We start from the raw sequence: 17,828 nt of genomic DNA on the forward strand, positions 1-17,828 counted from the left end.
CAGTTTTTATGAGCGTACTCATTTACGAGTGCGATCGCAAGTGACTGAGGTGGGTCAGCGCTGTAGAATGGACTCCTGATGACCTCCCCCGCCAGCTCAGCTCCCGGCCGCCGCGAACGCAACAAACAGCAGAAGCTCGACCGCATCACCGCGGCCGCCGACGAGCTGTTCAGTCGTCGCGGCGTCGACGACGTGACAACGCAGCAGATCGCCGACGCGGCCGACATCGGCACCGGCACCCTTTTCCTCTACGCCCGCAACAAAGCCGAGCTGCTGCTGCTGGTACAGAACACCCACTACGCCCAAGCGATCGAAGTCGGCGTTCGAGCCTCCGCAGCGGCTTCATGTCCACTCGACGCCGTCATGGCCCTCGTCGAGCCCGTCGTCGAATGCAACCGTAGGCAAATCGAGAACGGTCGTACCTACCTCCGCGAGATCGTCTTCGGCGACGCTGAAGAACCACACCACCGCGTCGGGCTCGAACTCATGCAGCGGGTCGATACCGCCTACGCCGACATCCTTCAGCGCGACGGCCGACTGACAGCAGAAGATGCGGCGCTGCTCGCTCGTACCATCTCGGCCACCGCCTTCGTGAGCCTGGCATCGCCGATGCACGTGCACTCCACCAACCAGGAGATCTGCGACGACATCCGCGAGCAGATGCGAGTCGTCCTTCGCACGTGACTGACAGTGCGGAGGAATTGGTCTCTGCATGACCCTCCACAGCGCCGAGGTAATACAGCTGCGAAGGACGTCGCGGTCGCAGCGGGCCGGAGCCGTGCAGCTACACCCAGGTCTCGGCGCGGTACTCCGCCTTGACTCGGCGCACCGTGCCGGAGCGGCCTCGGAGGATGATGCTCTCCGTCTGGATCAGCGATCCCTTGCTGCGGACGCCACGGAGAAGGCCTCCGTCAGTGACCCCCGTCGCGACGAAATAGGTGTTGTCGCTGCGAACGAGGTCGTTCGCGTGGAGCACCTGGCCGAGGTCGTGTCCTGCGGCGAGGGCTCGCTGGCGTTCCTCGTCGTCCTTGGGCAGGAGGAGGGCCTGGATCACTCCGCCGAGCGCCTTGATCGCGCAGGCGGTGATGATGCCCTCGGGAGTGCCGCCGGTGCCGACGCACATGTCGATCCGGGAGTCGTGGCGGGCGGCGTTGATGCCGCCGGCGACGTCTCCGTCGAGGAGGAGGCGCGTGCTCGCCCCGGCGGCACGGATGTCGTCGATCAGCTGGGCGTGGCGGGGCCTGTCGAGCACGGCGATGCGCATCTCCTCGACGGGCTTGCGCTTGGCGCGAGCGAGCGCCCGGATGTTCTCGCCGATGGGACGGCGGATGTCGACGACTCCCACTCCTTCGGGGCCGGTGACGAGCTTGTCCATGTAGAAGACGGCGGACGGGTCGAACATCGATCCGCGGTCGGCGACCGCGATCATCGAGAGCGCGTCCTGCCGTCCGGCTGCGGTCAGGGACGTTCCGTCGATGGGGTCCACGGCGATGTCGCAGGCGGGGCCTGATCCTGATCCGACGATCTCGCCGTTGAAGAGCATCGGCGCGTCGTCCTTCTCGCCCTCTCCGATCACCACGAGGCCGGAGAAGTCGACGGTGCCGAGGAACGCGCGCATCGCGTCGACGGCGGCGCCGTCCGCAGCGTTCTTGTCGCCCTTGCCGATCCAGGGGCTCGAGCGGATCGCTGCTGCTTCGGTCGCTCGCACCAGCTCCATTCCCAGGTTGCGGTCGGGGTGCTGGTAGACGGGGGCGCTGTCGGAGGTCACGTCGTCGGTCCTTTCGAGGTGGCTGAGGTACGAGCGGCGGCCGATCCGAACGCGTCGTTTTGTATCACCAGTCCTCATGGTACTGTCTGTACGTACAGACCGTATGTTGCTGGCAAGCGCATCGGTGACGACGCCGGCGGGACCACCCGCGGCCGGGTGCTCTGCTGCGCAGGCGTCCACTTCCCCCTTCCACGCATTCGTGACCAAAGGATTCGTATGTCAGCGACGACGAGCATCCGCGCTCAAGGACCCGAGCCGCATTCGTTCATCGAGAAGATCGGCCTGCCCAAGCCCCTGGTCTGGGGATTCGTCGGCCTGCTCCTGTTCATGATCGGAGACGGCGTCGAGTCGGGCTACATCGCCCCCTACCTCGCCGACAACGGCGCAGGATCCGAGACCAACGCCGCGGTCATCATCACCGTCTACGGCCTCATGGTCACTCTCGGATCCTGGCTCTCCGGTGCCCTGTCCGACGTCTGGGGACCTCGGCGGGTGATGATCATCGGCCTCGTCCTCTGGGCCGGTCTTCAGGTCGTCTTCCTCGCGGTCGCGCTGCCGTCGGAGAACTTCACGCTGATGCTGATCGTCTACGGACTCCGCGGCATCGCCTATCCGTTCTTCGCCTACGGGTTCCTCGTCTGGGTCCTCGGCGCCAGCCCCGCGCACCGCCTCGGCTCGGCCGTCGGCTGGTTCTACTTCGCGTTCACCGGCGGCCTGCCGACCCTCGGCTCCCTCGTCGCCTCCGGCACCGTTCCTCTTCTCGGCGCCTATGAGACTTTCTGGATCTCGCTCGGCCTCGTCGTCCTCGGTGGGCTCGTCTCCCTCGTGGGGCTGCGCAAGGCTCGCGGCGGCGGCCGTCTCGCCGCCCCCGGCGTGAGCACGGGTCGCAGTCTCGTGAACAGCGTCGCGATCGCCTTCACTCAGCCCCGCGTCGGCCTCGGCTGCCTGGTCAGAGTGGTCAACACCGCCCCGCAGTTCGGGCTGTTCGTGTTCTTCCCCACCGTCTTCGCCGTCGACCTCGGTTTCGGCACTGCCGGCTGGCTGCAGCTCGTCTTCATCCTCGGAGCGGCGAACATCTTCGCGAACCTCTTCTTCGGCGTCCTCAGCGACCGGCTCGGATGGCACCGCACGCTGCGCTGGTTCGGCTGCATCGGCTCGGCCGTGAGCGTGCTCGCCTTCTACTTCCTCCCCATGTACGTCAGTGACCAGTACTGGGTCTCCGCCCTGTGCGCAGCACTGTTCGGGATCACCCTCGCCGGGTTCACCCCGATCTCCGTCCTGATGTCGCTGATGGCCCCCGGCCAGAAGGGCAACTCGATCGCGGTGCTCAACCTCGGCGCCGGAGCGGCCACGTTCATCGGACCGCTGATCGTCGCGCTGTTCCTCGCACCCCTGGGTGCCGGCGGCGTGACCATCATCTTCGCGGCGCTCTACGTCCTCGCCGGAGTGTCCGTCCGCTGGCTCCGAGTCCCGGAGGAGGCGCAGCGCGTCGTCGCCGAGGGCAGGACCCTCGACGACATCGCCGAGACCAGCACCCCTCCCGCCGGTCGATAGCAGGACCAGGGGCAGGCGGCACTCGCTCCTGCCCGATCACAGGACCGCCGTCACGGCGGCATCCCACCTTTCGCCGCACCCGGCGCCACATCGTGAAAGGACACCTTCATGCCTCTCGTCAGCGGTATCGACGTCATCAACGAATGCACCTCCCGAGGCCTCGTCGCCGGTGCGTTCAACACCACCAACATCGAGACCACGATGGGGATCGTCGACGCCATCGAGCGCGTGGGCGTTCCCACCTTCATCCAGGTCGCCCCGACCAACGTCGCCCTCTCCGGCTACGAGTACATCTACGACATGGTCAGCCGCCGCCTCGCGACGACCGACGTCCCGGTCGCGCTTCACCTCGACCACGGCAAGGAGCTCTCCGCCGTCGAGGGCGCTCTCGCCGCCGACTTCACCTCGGTCATGATCGACTACTCCGAGTACCCCTACGAGGAGAACGTCGCCGTCTCCGCCGAGGCGCGCGCACTGTGCGCTCCCGAGATCGCTCTCGAGGCGGAGCTGGGCAGCATCGGCGGGAAGGAGGACGACGTCGCACCGGAGCACGCGAGCACGACCGACCCCGACCAGGTGAAGCACTTCATCGACGCCGTCGGCTGCGACATGCTCGCCGTGTCCGTCGGCAACCAGCACGGCTACGTCCCCCACGCGAAGATCGACTTCGACCTGCTTGCTCAGGTCCGCGCCGCCAGCAGCGTCCCCCTCGTCATCCACGGCGGCTCGGGCCTCCCCGACGAGCAGCTCGCGCGGCTGCACGAGTTCGGTGTCGTCAAGGTCAACGTGGCCAGCGACCTCCGCAACGCGATGATCCGCACCTTCGGCGAGGCGTACAACGCCAACAACAGGGAAGCCTCCCTCATCCGGGTATCCACGAACGCCGTCACCGCCATCTCGGACGTCGTCGAGCGCCGCATCCGCACCCTCAACCCCTCCGTCGCGTAACGAGGTACCGAAGTGCTTCCCACGATCACGGTCGACGTCGGAACGACGAGCGTCAAGCTGTGCCTGTTCGACGCCGCGAGTGCGCTGATCGCCTCCGCGCGACACAGCACACCCACGACGAAGGACACGTGGGGAGAGATCTACGACGTCGAGGCCCTGAAGGGCATCGTCTGCGCCTTCATCAGCGAACTCGATCCCTCCGACCGCGCGAGCGTCGCCCGCATCGCGATCACCGGGGTGGGGGAGTCCGGGGGGCTCGTCCTCCCGGACTGCTCCCTCGCCTCACCGATGATCCTCTGGCACGACCACCGCGGCGCCGACCGCCTCAGCAGGCTCACCGATTCCGACCGGACCCTCGTCTACCGGGCGACAGGTCTGCCGGTCAACGCGAACTACGGCTTGTCCAAGGTCGCGTGGGCGGTGGAGGAGGCGGGCGAGAACGCCTCGACCGCTCACTGGCTCAACGTCGCCGAATTCCTCGCCGCGACTCTGACCGGGCAGCGCTGGTCGGAGTACTCGCTCGCCAGCCGCACCATGGCCCTCGACCTGACGGAGAAGACGTGGTCGCCGGAGATCGCGGCGCTGCTGAACCTCGACGTGGACGTGTTCCCGGAACTGCGCACCGCTGCCCACGGCTCGCCCCTGACCGCTCGCGCCGCTCGGGACCTCGATCTCGCGGAGAGCGTCGTCGTGCACGTCGCCGGCCACGACCACATGGTCGGGGCGATCGGGGCCGACCTGCGCGAGAACGAGCTGCTGAACTCCACCGGCACCACCGAAGGACTGCTCTTCCACCGGAGCGTCCCCGATCTCGACGACGCGGCTGCGCTCGCCAAGCTCGCCAACGGCATCTCCTGCACGGGTGCCGAGTACACCCTCTTCGCCTCCATCCCCACGGGAGGCTCCGCGTTCGCGACGCTGCAGTCGATGCTCGCGATCGACGCCGCCGACCTGACGGCAGGCATCGACGCCGCCCACCGCCGCTACCTCGCCGGCGACGTGGACCTCGACAGGATCCCCCTCGTCCTCCCTCGGTTCCGGGGGAGCCCCCCGCCCACCAAGGACGCGGCCGCGCGCGGGATCATCGCCGGCCTCCGCACCGATACGACTCGCGACGAACTCGTCCTCGGCTGCTTCCTCGGGATGGTCCGGCAGTTCCAGGACGTCCTCTCCCTCTTCCCGCTGCGACCCGAGCGCATCAAGGTCATCGGCCCGGCCGGCCGCAACCCGCTCTGGCTCCAGCTCAAGGCCGACCTGCTCGACACGACCCTCAGCGTCTCGCAGTTCCCCGAGGTCGTCTCCCTCGGCGCCCAGGCGCTGGCCTCCGGGACCACCGCCCGGTGGGAGGACTGCGACCCCCGGGACGTGCTCCCCGACTCGCCTCGGCACGACCTGCTCGCCCAGTGGTGCGAGCGGACCGCCCCCCAGTGGGAGCACCTCAAGGGAACCCCCGCATGAGCCCGCGCACGCTTGCGCGCCGTGCACTCCGTTCGACGACCCAGAAGCGAGGCGACGATGCTGATCGCGGGAATTGACTCCTCCACGCAGGCCTGCAAGGTCACGGTGCGCGATCTCGCGACCGGGATGCGCGTGCGTGAGGGGAAGGCCTCTCATCCGCCGCAGACCCTCGTCCACCCCGACGCCTGGTGGACCGCGCTTCTGACCGCGGTGCGTCGCGCAGGAGGGCTGGACGACGTCCTCGCGATCTCGGTCAGCGGCCAGCAGCACACCCCGGTCTTCCTGGACTCGACCGGAGCGGTCGTCTGCGACTCACCGCTGTGGAACGACACCGGCTCGCACGCCCAGATGGTCACCCTCAACGCCGAAGTCGGCCGAGACGAGTGGATCCGGCGCACCGGCCTGCCGATCACGCTCTCCGACACCGTCGTCAAGCTGCGGTGGCTGCGAGACACGGATCCCGACGCCGTTCGCCGCACCGCGGCCGTGGCGATCGTGCACGACTGGCTGACCTGGCGTCTCCGCGGCTTCGGCGCCGGAACCGGCGGGCTCGATGCGCTGGTCACCGACCGCTCCGAAGCGAGCGGGACGGCGTACTGGTCCGGAGCCACGAACGAGTACGACATGGGGCTCTTCGAGCACGCGTTCGGGAAGACCGCGCTGCTGCCCGAGGTCCTGCACCCCCTCGCCACCGCCGGCGTCACCGGTCCCGGCATTCCCGGCATCCCCGCCGGACTGCCCATCGGCGTCGGCAGCGGCGACAACGCTGCCGCCGCCCTCGCTCTCGGACTGGACGACGGCGACGCCGTCCTCTCCCTGGGCACCTCCGGCGTCGTCTACACCCGCTCCGCCGTGCCCGTCCACGACTACGCCGGCTACGTCTGCAACTACGCCGACGCGACCGGCGAGCACCTCCCGCTCGTCGCCACGCTCAACGCCGCCAGGAACTTCGAACTCGCAGGAGGACTGCTGGGCTGCACGTACACCGAGCTCTCCGATCTCGCTCTGGAAGCGGAACCCGGCGCGGGAGGGCTCACTCTCCTGCCGTACTTCGAAGGCGAGCGCACACCGGACCTCCCTCACGCTCGAGGGTCTCTGCATCAAGCCTCACTGACCAATCTCACCCGGCCCAACTTCGCTCGAGCGGTCATCGAGGGGACACTCGCCAGCCAGGTCGAGATGCTCGACGCCCTGCGCGACTGCGGCATCCGGCCCCAGCGCCTCCTGCTCATCGGAGGCGCCGCACAGAGCCCGGCCGTGCAGCAGATCCTCACCCAGATGGTCGACGTTCCCGTCGTCGTGCCGGACCTCGACGAGTACGTCACCAAGGGCGCCGCGATGCAGGCCGTCGCAGCGCTGTCCGGCTCCTTCCCGACCTGGGCTGCCGTCTCGGCGGAGCTCGCTCCCTCCGTTCTGCATCCGCGGATCGTCGAGCAGCACAACGCCGCGAAAGCCGCCCTCGGCTACGACGACACCGCTCCCGCCGCCAGCCTGACCGGAGGCGTGCCGCGGTGACGTCCCCGCTCTCGTCGCCGCGACGACCGGCATGACGCCTGGAACGAGCGCGCCGGTTCCGGGCCCTCGCCGCGGAGGCCCTGTCGCGCGCTCCGAGCAGGGAGCGGGAAGAATGGGGACAGGAGAAGGGGAGGTGGCGCCTGTGCGCAGCACGGGGCGGACAGCCGTGGCCTGCGGTGTCGACATCGGCAGCACCAACATCAAGATCGTCGCGATGGACGCGGACGGTCATGTCGTGGCACGCGCGAGCCGTCCCACTCCGCGCGGTGCCCGGACGCCGTCCATCGATGCCGCGGCCCTCTTCCGGTCGATCGAGCAGATGATCGTCGCCCTCTGCGCGGAGACGCTCGAGGTGCACGCGATCTGTGCCGCGGGAGTGGGGGAGGACGGTGTCCTCGTCGACTCGGCACTGGCTCCCCTGACCGAGGCGCTGGCCTGGTTCGACCCTCGCCGGCAGAGCGTCTTCCGCTCGCTGCGACCGCGTCTTCACGCCGATGACACGTTCGATGCCGAGACCGACCCCGTCCGAACGCTCGTCGGATGGAGATGGGCGCGGGCACAACCGTCGGGCGGCGACGCCGCGCACTGGATCGCCCTCGCCGATTACGCCGGCGTCGTCTGGAGCGGTCGACCGTACCTCAGCGACACCCTGGCCTCCCGGACTGCGGCGTGGCGCTCACGGGACCGGACCTGGGCGAGCGATCGAGTCGATCTGACACTCGGATCAGCGGATCTGCTGCCGGTCGTCGTCCGCACCGGCGACGTCGTCGGGGATCTGCGGTCCCCGCTGCTGCGCGACTCCGGGGCGCTCGCTCGCGATGCGATCGTGGTCGCCGGCGGCCACGATCACCCTATCGGAGGATGGGGCGTGGATCAGATCGCCCCCGGTGCCGTGCTCGACTCGATGGGGACGGCGGAGGTCGTCGTGATCCAGTCGCCCCGGAAGGGCGCGAAGCGCCACGACTACGTCGACGTCGCGCCGGGGATCCGCTCGACCGGCACGACGCTCCTCCGGGTCGAGGAGCTCGCCCGGAACGTCGCGTGGGCCTCTCAGGATCCCGCGGTCGCCGCTCAGATCCACGCGATCCTCACCGACGAGCTCCGCCCGCTCGCCGTCCTGGACTCGGGGTACTTCGTTCCTGGACGACGAGGGGGAGGGCGGCCGTCCTATTCGCTCGACGCTCCTCGCGACCCACGCGCTCGCGCTTCGGCCGTGCTCGGTGCCCTCGCCCTCGCTGGGCGGGACGCCGTCGACGCCGTCCGCAAGGACGCCTCCGAGCCGACGGAGGTCCGACTCGCCGGAGGGTGGGTCCACTCTCCGGGCTGGGTGAGGATCAAGACCGACGTCAACGGGTACAGCACGACACCGGTCTACGAGCCGGAGGTCACCGCCGTCGCCGCGGCTCTACTGGGTGCGCACGCGCGGGGATGGACCCCGAATCCGTCGATCGTCTTCGGCGGGTCGGCCGTCCGGTTCTGACCGGTCCGCGGCCTGCTCGTCAGCTCGCGGAGACCATCACCTCGAGCGGGACGACGTCGGTGAGGACCCAGGTCTCGTAGTAGTCGAACCGGAACTCGTTCTGATCCCAGGACCAGGAGCGGACGCGCAGCACGGGGTCGTCGGCGCCGATCCGCAGATGCGAGGCCACGTGCTGCGGGGCCCTCATCGAACGGATGACCCGGTGCGCGCCGCTGGTCGTGAACCCCGCCCGGCGCAGAGTGCTGTCGACGGAGCCGGTGCCGTCGAGGACGTCGTCCGCGTTCGAGATCGTCCGGGCCACCTCGTCCGGGAACCAGTTCGTGCTGAACATCGCGAGAGTGCCGTCCAGAGAGCGCACCCGCTCGAGCGCGAAGACCGGAGTGCCGGCGTCGATCTGCAGCGCCTCGGCGGCGTGCTCCGGCGGGACCAGGAAGCGTGCGTCCACCACCTCGGTCGTGATCCCCGTGCGGCCGTGACGCAGCTGCGAATCGAGGAATCCCTGAGTGTCCTGCACGGTCCACCCCGAGGTCTTCTCCGGCGCGGCCGCGAAGACCCCTCTCCGCGCGACCCTCCGCGCGAAGCCCTCGTTCTCCAGCTTCGTCAGGGTCTGGCGGACGGTCGCGCGCGACAGCCCGAACTCCCGGCCCAGCTCGAGCTCGCTCGGCAAGCGCTCGTCGGTCGGGATCTCACCAGCGGTGATGCGTCGTTTCAGGATGCTGAACAGCTGCTCGTAGTAGGGCACCGGCGATGCGCGCTCGATGATCTGCGCCATCACGTTCTCCAATCGGCGTCGACGGCCCGCTGAACGCGGTCCTCGGACAGTAACGCACGGACAGTCTCAACATGCCATACAAAAAGCTTTTCCTGTCTGCACGAGGAGGCGCGGGAGCTGTTTCCGCGTCCCTCGCGGAACAGATGGCGTCGGACTGTTGACGCTGTGAATGTACTGACCGTATGATTCGATCCGTTCGGCCAGTACGTCCTGTACGTACCAACTCCTGAAGCACCGTCGCTCATCTGGAAGGTTCAATGATGCACACCCGACCACAGCACCGGAGGGCAGCGTTCCGATTCCTCGGAATCGCCGCCGCCGGCTCCCTCCTCGCCGGAGGACTCGCCGCCTGCTCCACCGACAACGCGGGCACCAGCGCCGACGGTGACGTGACGATCAACGTCGCCCTGGCCGCCAACCCGCAGATGAAGACCGCGGAGTCGCTCATCAGCGATTTCGAGGAGAAGAACCCGGGCATCACGGTGAAGTTCACCACGCTGCCCGAGAACGACCTCCGCCCCACTGTCACCAAGGACGTGGCCACGAAGGCCGGGCAGTTCGACGTCGCCATGATCGGCTCCTACGAGGTCCCCATCTGGGCTCAGAACGGCTGGATCGTTCCGCTCGACGACTACGCGAGCGAGGACGCGGCGTGGAACGAGGCCGACCTCACCGCGCCGATCAAGGACATCGTCTCCGACGACGGCACCCTGTACGCCGCACCGTTCTACGGCTCGTCCTCCTTCCTGTTCTACCGCAAGGACCTCGCCGAGAAGGCCGGCGTCACCATTCCCGAGAAGCCCACGTGGGACGAGGTCGCCGCTGCGGCGGCCGCGATGGACGACGACGCGGCCGGTGTCTCCGGCATCTGCCTGCGCGGGCTCGCGGGCTGGGGCCAGAACCTCGCCTCGCTCACCACCGTGATCAACACCTACGGCGGCAGCTGGTTCAACGAGGACTGGGAGCCCCAGCTCACTTCTCCCGAGACCAAGGAAGCTGTGCAGTTCTACGTCGACCTGCTCCGTGAGCACGGCCAGCCCGACGCCGCCAAGGACGGCTGGGAAGGCTGCCTGCAGCAGATGAGCCAGGGCACCACCGCCATGTGGTACGACGACACCGTCTTCGCAGGGTCCGTCCTCGACCAGGCCACGCCCGAGGTCGAGCCGAACATCGGCTTCGCGATGGCACCCACCGGACCCTCCGGTCTCGCCTCCGGCTGGCTCTGGTCCTGGGGCCTCGGCGTCACCTCGAGCAGCAAGAACCCCGACGCGGCCTGGAAGTTCATCTCCTGGGTGACCAGCGAGGACTACATCGAGCTCGCGGGAGAGAAAGCCGGCTGGGACTCGATCCCGCCCGGATCCCGCACCTCGACGTACGAGATCCCCGAGTACACCGAGGCCGCCTCGCGCTACGCGGACCTCACTCTCGCCTCCATCGAGGCTGCCAACCCCAACCAGCCCACGGTCGACCCGGTTCCGTACACGGGAGTGCAGTACGTGCAGATCCCCGAGTTCGTGGACATCGGCGACTTCGTCTCGCAGCAGGTCGCCGGTGCGATCAGCGGCTCCCAGACGGTCGACGAAGCCCTGCAGAAGAGCCAGGACTACGCCACCGAAGCCGTGACCTCCGCCGGCTACCTCAAGTAGCACACCCCTGCTCCGCCCGCGGGTCCTCTCACCGGACCCGCGGGCGGGGCCCTCCTGATCGGACCCTCATGGCCTCCACCACGATCTCTCCCGCCCCGCCCGTCGTCCGTCCGCCCACCGTCTCCCGACGCGAGCGCTGGAATCTGCGCGGACCGCTGCTGCCGGCGCTGATCTTCACCCTCGTCATCACCCAGATCCCCTTCGTGATGACCCTGATCTACAGCTTCCAGGACTGGAACCTGCTCGGCGGCCGCCCCGCCACCTTCAATGCCGGCGCCAACTTCCTCTCCACCTTCAAGGACGAGATCTTCTGGAAGTCGATCGGCAACACCACCCTGATGACCGGCATCTCCACGATCGCCTGCATCGTCTTCGGCCTGCTCCTGGCCCTCCTGCTCAACCACTCCTTCCCCGGCCGCGGCCTGGCCCGCACCCTCGCCATCACGCCTTTCTTCGTCATGCCCGTGGCCGTCACCCTCTTCTGGCGCTCCGCGATGTTCGACCCCGGCTTCGGCCTGTTCGGCTGGATCTCCCGCAGCCTCGGCCTCCCCCCGATCTCCTGGCTCAGCGAGTACCCGCTCGCCGCGCTGATCATCCTGCTCACCTGGCGCTTCACACCCTTCGCGCTGCTGATCCTCATCGCCGGACTCCAGTCCGCGCCTCAGGAGCAGCTCGAGGCGGCCCGAGTGGACGGCGCAGGACCCCTGCGCCAGTTCTCGGCGATCCTCGTCCCGCACCTGCGGCCCTACATCGAGCTCACCGCGCTCCTGCTGGCCATGAACCTCATCCAGACGTTCGGCGAGATCGCACTGCTGACCGCCGGCGGCCCCGCCTACGCGACCACCAACATCACGTACTACATCTATCTGAAGGGGTTCAACTCCTTCGACTTCGGAGCGGCGTCCGCCTTCGGCGTCGTCACGCTCGTCCTCACCATCGCGCTCATCCTGCCCGCACTGCGCCTGCTGTCCGGCATCTTCCAGAAGGAGGGGCGACGATGACCGCCACCCTGATCACCCCGCCCAGCACCGTCACCGAGACCGAGCGGAAGCCCCGGCCCCGCAGCGCGATCCGCGTGCACCGCACACCGTCCAAGCGCATCGCGAGCGCGCTCATCGGACTCGGCGGCTGGATCGGCAGCCTGATCCTCTTCCTCCCCATCGCCTACATGGTGCTGAAGAGCTTCCAGACGGAGCCCGACGCGGCCGCCGCGGCTCCCAAGCTGATCTTCACCCCGACGATGGAGAACTACGCGGGCGTCTTCGAAGCGGGATTCTGGCCCTACGCGATCAACTCCCTCGTCGTCGTCGGCGTCTCCACACTGCTCGTCATCGTCCTCGCGGTCCCCGCCGCCTACGCGCTCTCCGTGCGCCCCGTGGAGAAGTCGCAGGACGTCCTCTTCTTCTTCATCTCCACCAAGATGATGCCCATCGCGGCAGCGATCATCCCCGTCTACGTCGTCGCGACGGCGCTGGGCGTCCTCAACACACTCGGACTGCTCATCGTGATGCACCTCGGGATGAACCTCCCGCTGGGCATCTGGATGATCCGGTCCTTCATGCAGGAGCTCCCCGGCGAGATCATGGAGGCCGCCGCCGTCGACGGCGCCTCCCGCTGGAGGGCGCTGCGCTCGATCATCCTGCCGCTCTGCCGACCCGGCATCGTCTCCACCGCGCTCCTGTGCGCCGTGTTCTCGTGGAACGAGTACTTCTTCGCCCTGAACCTCACGAACTCGAACTCGACCCTTCCGCTGTTCCTGCAGAAGTTCTTGAGTTTCGGAGAGCTCTACACCGCCCACGTCGCCGCAGTCGCGACCCTCGTCAGCATCCCCGTCGTCATCGCCGGATGGATCGCCCAGAAGTCCCTCGTCCGCGGCCTCCTCTTCGGCGCGGTCAAGTAGATCCGGCGGAGGGGGCGCTCGACCCCTCCGCCTCGCGCATCAGGTCTCGTGATCCGGTGCGTCTGGACAGTACGTACAAGAAGAAGTAGAGTCGCCTCTGGCACTCACCACTCGCCTGATCCGGGCGGCGCGGCGAGTCCTCAGGGCCGAGGATTCTCTTCAGCCACGACCGATGAAAGGTATTCACATGCGCGCAGTGGTTCTCGACGGCAAGGGCTCGATCGACGTCACGGAGCTGCCCGACCCGGTAGCCGGCTCCGGTGAGGTCGTCATCGCCCCCGAGGTCGTCGGTATCTGCGGAACCGACATCCACCTCGCCTCCGGCGACTATCCGACCGGCACGTTCCCGGTCGTTCCGGGACACGAGTTCGCGGGGACCATCGTCCAGGTCGGACCCGACGTCGACGGCTTCTCCGTCGGCGATCGCGTCTGCGTCGACCCGAACGTCGCCTGCGGCCACTGCGACCAGTGCGTCGCCGGTGCCACCAACCTGTGCCGCAACCTCGTTCCCATCGGCGTCACCTCCAACGGCGCCGTCGCCGAACTCGTCAGCGTCCCCGTCGGAGTCGTCTTCGCCCTTCCCGAGGGCATCGACTGGACCACCGGCGCCCTGATCGAGCCCCTCGCCTGCGTCCTGCACGCCCTAGACCGGGTCGACTCCGTCTCCGGACAGCGCGTCCTCATCTACGGCGCCGGCTCGATCGGCCTGCTCGCCGCCGCCCTCGTCCGCGCCCGCGGAGCGTCCACCATCGATGTCGTCGAGCCCAGCCCGGTCCGGCGCCAGGCCGCCCTGGAGTTCGGCGTCGATGCCGTCTTCGCGCCGGGCGAGCGGGCGACCGAGTGCGACATCGACCTCGTCATCGAAGCCAGCGGACATCCCACCGCCGTCTCGGATGCTCTCGTGCGCCTCGCCGAGCGGGGCACGCTCCTGCAGATGGGCGTCGTCAGCCCGACCGCCTCCATCGACCTCTTCCCCTACGACCTCTTCGATCGAGAACTGAAGATCATCGGATCGCAGTCCCTCGCGACCTCCTACCCGGCGGCGGTCGAGGACATCACGTCCCTCCCCGAGCTCGCCGAGCGCATGGTCACCCACACCTTCGGCCTGGCCGAGTACGCGGAAGCGCTCGCGGCCGCCAGCTCGGAGTCCGCGCGGAAGGTTCACATCTTCCCGCAGCGCTGACGGAAGCCTGCGTCGTCAGCGCGCGGGACACCCGCGAGAAAGGAACGGCCCGAGTCCTCACGAGGGCCGTTCCACTCACCAATTCACGTCCCTCCGTGAACTGAGCACATCGCGAGCCGCCGTGCTCGGAAACCCTGCAGGTCTCGGGTCCCCGTCGATCGCGGCGACGGCGACGGCGTCGGTGATGGTGCTGCACGAGCAGTTCGCCGAGCTGGGCCTGCCCTCAGCCCAGGGATGGGTCGGCCAAGCACGGCCGGCGCGAAGCATGCGACCCCAAGGACTGCATGTCAGTGAACTGAAACACTCTCGATGAGGAGCGGCGATGGGCGCGCCCGGGGGAGCGCGCAAGCCCTACCCCGCCCTCGACGGGCCTGGGTACCGTCGCTGACGACCCGCACCACTCCTCGAGGCACCGGACCGGTGCAGAACAGGTGACAGCACATGACTCGCGAGCAGAACATCGCCGCCCAGCAGGCCTTCGGTGAGGCGGTCAACGCCGGCGACTTCGCCGCGTTCGACGCACTCGTCGCGCCCGACTCGGTCGATCACGACCCAGCGCCCGGCCAGGCACCCGGCCCGGAGGGATACGCCGCGTTCTTCGGCGACCTGCGGACCGCGTTCCCCGACATGGCGCTCGAGGTCGAGAAGCTCGTCGCGGACGACGACAGCGTCGCGTTCGCCTACACGCTGACCGGCACGCAGACCGGTGTGTTCCAGGGCCACGCGCCGACGGGCAAGTCCGTGAAGATCCGCGGGATGCAGATCAGCACCTTCGTCGACGGCAAGCTCGCCGAGCGCTGGGGAAGCAGCGACGAGCTCGGCATCCTCACGCAGCTCGGCCTCGCACCCGGCGCCTAGCCGGCGGGACTCCGGCGGGTTCCGAGGCTCGTGTGCAACCCACACCTCGGAGCCCGTCGCGCGCAGGCCCTACGGGCAAACTGACATAATCTCGATTATCGGAGAAGTTGAACTCTCGAGTTGGCGCGCAAGCTCGACCAGGCGCCCTCTGTAAATGCGGTGTCAACCCCAGACCTCAAGTCCATGTCGGAGGGTCGCGCTACGATCCACAGATGCGACGAGGAGGCAGGCGAGGAAGCGACTCGCGCTGCTGCCTGCCGGTCGATCCTCCGATGACATGGCTGGACCACGTCGACGACGCGCATCCAAGCATGAGGGACCTCGAGCAGTGGCTTTCGAGCCTGACGCCCTGGTCGCGTGCTCACGAGCTTGGCCGGGTAGACGACCTTCTCGAGGCCGCGGCCGCTGGCGATCTTTACGACACCGGCGACGAGCGGACGCCCATTAAACCAATCCGGCGTGACCCAGAAGTCTTCGAGTTGCGACATACCTCGTTGTCGAAGAAACTTCGCTTTTACCACGGGGAACCACCAGAACTCCCCTCGTCTCTCGTCGCCCTACACCGACACATCAAGTCGACCGCAGCCGACCAAGAGGCTCAGATCGAGCACGCCGCGGAGCGATACGAGGGTGGCCGCAGCTCGACATGGGGCGCGGCCTAGCACGGTTCGAGGGTATCCACTGGGGGCCTAACAACCTTAGAGTTGTTGTGCTTAGATACGGTGCATGTTCAGCGCCAGCGATGCCACGTTTCGTCAGGTACGAGCCCGGGCGAAGGTGCTCGCCCGCGAGGATCGGGAGATGCGCGCCGCACTCGTCCGCCTCCGCCACGACACGGGCCTCCGCCAACGCGAGGTCGCTGAGCGCATGGGAGTGAGCCAGCAAGCGGTGAACAAGCTCGAGCGGTACGACGCCGATCCGAAACTGTCTACCCTCCAGCGTTACGCCAACGCCGTCGGAGCCATCATCGAACATCGAGTGGAGCCAGACAGAGGTCAGTCCCTCAGGCTGGCGGACCGCACGTCCTGGTCGCCGGCAGACTCGCGATCGCCTCGTTCAGTTCCCGCCTCTCGTCCAACGGCGATTTTTAGAGTTGTTGAGGGATGGGTCGCTTCGCCGGTCCGCGACCGCGAGCTTGTTTCGTGACCGACGAAGCAGTCCTCGATCAGGTCCGCAATCTGATCGCAAGATCATCTCTTGCGAGCGTCGATATTGACGAACTGTCAGCCCGGAGGGCGACGGCGTTTGCAGAAGCGTCTGAGACTGCGGACGTCGACATCAATCTCCAACATCGAATCAGTGATGAAGGATTTGGGTTCCGGATGATTGGAAGTGTCGAAAATGAATCTGGTAGCGTACGGGCCGCGGTCGCAATTTCCTACACTTATGAGGGAGAAGAGCCTACAACTGAGGTTCTCTTCACATTCGGGAACGAAGTCGCCATTATGGCGCTGTTCCCTTACCTTCGAGAAGCAATCAGCTCGATTACCTCGAAGGTCTTCAATGAGCCACTACTCCTTCCCGTTCTTGAGCGTGGATCATTGACGTTCGATATCGAAGAGAAGAATCCTGATCAAAATTTACCGAAGGCCTCTGCTAAGCAAAGGTCAGATAGAAAAACCGTAAAGTAGCGTCTAGAGGCTCAAGACGCCTGGCGTTAAGTAGCCCGGCGACCGCCGTCTACTCTGAAGCGTGGCTTCCGAAATTCGCACGCTCCCCGATGACTACACCGCTGTCCTGGCCGAGCTGAAGGGCCGTGTGCGCTCAGCTCAACTGACGGCTCAGCGAAGGGTGAACACGGCGCTGGTCGAGCTGTACTGGGAGCTCGGCCACACGATCCTGCAGCGTCAGGCGAACGCGTCCTGGGGCGGCTTCGCCGTCACGCGTCTCGCCGAGGACCTACGTGCTGAGTTCCCGCAGATGAAGGGCTTCTCGAGGTCCAACCTCTTCAGCATGCGCGCCTTCGCGCAGGCTTGGCCAACATACGAGGAAGTAGTCCAACAGGCTGTTGGACTACTTCCGTGGGGTCACATCGTCCTGCTGCTGCAGAAGCTCGACGACCCTGAGGCCCGATCCTGGTACGCAACGGCCGCCGCTGAGCACGGCTGGTCCCGCAACGTGCTCGCGAACCAGATCATGAACCGCACCCGCGAGCGGATCGGCTCCGCACCCTCTCACTTCGCCGGCCAGCTCGCGCCCGCCGACTCCGACCTCGCGCGCCAGCTCGCGAAGGACCCCTACGTCTTCGACTTCCTCGAACTGACGGGAGACGTCGCGGAACGCGAACTCGAGCAGGCCCTAATGGATCGGATCGTCGACACCCTCCGCGAGCTCGGCGCCGGCTTCGCTTTCGTCGGCCGGCAGGTGCACTTCGACGTCGACGGTGACGACTTTTACGCCGACCTGATCTTCTTCCACACGGAGCAGCTGCGGTACGTGGTAATCGAGCTGAAGACCGGCCGCTTCGAGCCGGCGTTTACCGGCCAGCTGGGCTTCTACGTTGCGGTCGTCGACGACCGGATGCGACGCGACTTCCACCGGCCCACTGTCGGGATCCTCATCTGCGGCGGCCAGAACGAGCACACCGTCCGCTATGCCCTCAGCCAGACCGGCTCCCCCATGGCCGTCTCCAGCTACACCTACGAGTCCCTCCCGCCGGCAGAGCAAGCTGCGCTACCGACGGCCGAACAGATCGCCGCAGCGCTCGATTGGCCGGACAGCAGCAGCAGCTGACGGGACGAACCCC

Annotated in this window: 17 protein-coding genes; 15 read left to right on the forward strand and 2 right to left on the reverse strand. The window is 67.4% G+C overall.

Going from position 1 to position 17,828, the window contains the following annotated elements:
- The first annotated feature begins 78 nt into the window (after positions 1-78).
- On the forward strand, positions 79-684 hold the full coding sequence (locus tag EDF36_RS18785) for a TetR/AcrR family transcriptional regulator (protein ID WP_123734180.1): 606 nt from the start codon (positions 79-81) through the stop codon (positions 682-684).
- A 100-nt stretch (positions 685-784) separates the two neighbouring features.
- On the opposite strand, the gene glpX is transcribed toward EDF36_RS18785, so the two are convergent.
- On the reverse strand, positions 785-1,717 hold the full coding sequence (gene glpX / locus EDF36_RS18790; protein WP_397459919.1) for a class II fructose-bisphosphatase: 933 nt from the start codon (positions 1,715-1,717) through the stop codon (positions 785-787).
- Positions 1,718-1,984: 267 nt separating this feature from the next.
- Between glpX and EDF36_RS18795 the strand changes: the two genes are divergently transcribed.
- The 5 genes from EDF36_RS18795 (at position 1,985) to EDF36_RS18815 (ending at position 8,723) form a co-directional block, all read left to right on the forward strand.
- Positions 1,985-3,322: an MFS transporter gene (locus EDF36_RS18795; protein WP_123734182.1), complete on the forward strand. Its 1,338-nt coding sequence runs from the start codon at positions 1,985-1,987 to the stop codon at positions 3,320-3,322.
- Between the two features lie 108 nt (positions 3,323-3,430).
- Positions 3,431-4,270 carry a class II fructose-bisphosphate aldolase gene (locus EDF36_RS18800; RefSeq protein ID WP_123734183.1) on the forward strand — a complete coding sequence of 280 codons (840 nt, stop codon included), beginning with the start codon at positions 3,431-3,433 and terminating at the stop codon, positions 4,268-4,270.
- A 12-nt stretch (positions 4,271-4,282) separates the two neighbouring features.
- Positions 4,283-5,728: an L-fuculokinase gene (locus EDF36_RS18805; protein ID WP_123734184.1), complete on the forward strand. Its 1,446-nt coding sequence runs from the start codon at positions 4,283-4,285 to the stop codon at positions 5,726-5,728.
- A gap of 57 nt (positions 5,729-5,785) precedes the next feature.
- On the forward strand, positions 5,786-7,243 hold the full coding sequence (locus tag EDF36_RS18810) for an FGGY family carbohydrate kinase (RefSeq protein ID WP_123734185.1): 1,458 nt from the start codon (positions 5,786-5,788) through the stop codon (positions 7,241-7,243).
- A 142-nt stretch (positions 7,244-7,385) separates the two neighbouring features.
- Positions 7,386-8,723: an L-fuculokinase gene (locus tag EDF36_RS18815; RefSeq protein ID WP_185020559.1), complete on the forward strand. Its 1,338-nt coding sequence runs from the start codon at positions 7,386-7,388 to the stop codon at positions 8,721-8,723.
- 19 nt (positions 8,724-8,742) lie between these two features.
- Here the strand turns inward: EDF36_RS18815 and EDF36_RS18820 are convergent, their stop codons facing one another.
- On the reverse strand, positions 8,743-9,495 hold the full coding sequence (locus tag EDF36_RS18820) for a GntR family transcriptional regulator (RefSeq protein ID WP_123734187.1): 753 nt from the start codon (positions 9,493-9,495) through the stop codon (positions 8,743-8,745).
- 260 nt (positions 9,496-9,755) lie between these two features.
- Between EDF36_RS18820 and EDF36_RS18825 the strand changes: the two genes are divergently transcribed.
- From EDF36_RS18825 to EDF36_RS18860, 9 genes are all read left to right on the forward strand, one after another.
- A complete protein-coding gene (locus EDF36_RS18825) occupies positions 9,756-11,141 on the forward strand; it encodes a sugar ABC transporter substrate-binding protein (RefSeq protein ID WP_123734232.1) in 1,386 nt (461 codons plus the stop codon).
- 68 nt (positions 11,142-11,209) lie between these two features.
- Positions 11,210-12,142, forward strand: a complete 933-nt coding sequence (locus EDF36_RS18830; RefSeq protein ID WP_123734188.1) for a carbohydrate ABC transporter permease — start codon at positions 11,210-11,212, stop codon at positions 12,140-12,142.
- Positions 12,139-13,041 (forward strand): carbohydrate ABC transporter permease, encoded by a 903-nt coding sequence (locus tag EDF36_RS18835; RefSeq protein ID WP_123734189.1) that lies wholly within the window; start codon positions 12,139-12,141, stop codon positions 13,039-13,041. Before EDF36_RS18830 ends, EDF36_RS18835 begins: the two co-directional genes overlap by 4 nt.
- Before the next feature lie 187 nt (positions 13,042-13,228).
- The gene (locus EDF36_RS18840; protein ID WP_185020560.1) at positions 13,229-14,224 is read left to right on the forward strand and encodes an alcohol dehydrogenase catalytic domain-containing protein; all 996 of its coding nucleotides are present in this window, start codon (positions 13,229-13,231) and stop codon (positions 14,222-14,224) included.
- A gap of 441 nt (positions 14,225-14,665) precedes the next feature.
- Positions 14,666-15,082, forward strand: a complete 417-nt coding sequence (locus EDF36_RS18845) for an ester cyclase (protein WP_123734191.1) — start codon at positions 14,666-14,668, stop codon at positions 15,080-15,082.
- 272 nt (positions 15,083-15,354) lie between these two features.
- The gene (locus EDF36_RS18850) at positions 15,355-15,744 is read left to right on the forward strand and encodes a hypothetical protein (protein ID WP_260300803.1); all 390 of its coding nucleotides are present in this window, start codon (positions 15,355-15,357) and stop codon (positions 15,742-15,744) included.
- A gap of 64 nt (positions 15,745-15,808) precedes the next feature.
- A complete protein-coding gene (locus EDF36_RS18855) occupies positions 15,809-16,228 on the forward strand; it encodes a helix-turn-helix domain-containing protein (protein WP_123734193.1) in 420 nt (139 codons plus the stop codon).
- Positions 16,225-16,713 (forward strand): hypothetical protein, encoded by a 489-nt coding sequence (locus EDF36_RS21015; RefSeq protein ID WP_148060097.1) that lies wholly within the window; start codon positions 16,225-16,227, stop codon positions 16,711-16,713. Before EDF36_RS18855 ends, EDF36_RS21015 begins: the two co-directional genes overlap by 4 nt.
- A gap of 61 nt (positions 16,714-16,774) precedes the next feature.
- Positions 16,775-17,815 (forward strand): YhcG family protein, encoded by a 1,041-nt coding sequence (locus EDF36_RS18860; protein ID WP_260300804.1) that lies wholly within the window; start codon positions 16,775-16,777, stop codon positions 17,813-17,815.
- Positions 17,816-17,828: the final 13 nt, after the last annotated feature.

Origin of the sequence: Rathayibacter sp. PhB152 (assembly GCF_003751395.1) — a bacterium.
GTDB classification, from domain to species: Bacteria; Actinomycetota; Actinomycetes; order Actinomycetales; family Microbacteriaceae; genus Rathayibacter; species Rathayibacter festucae.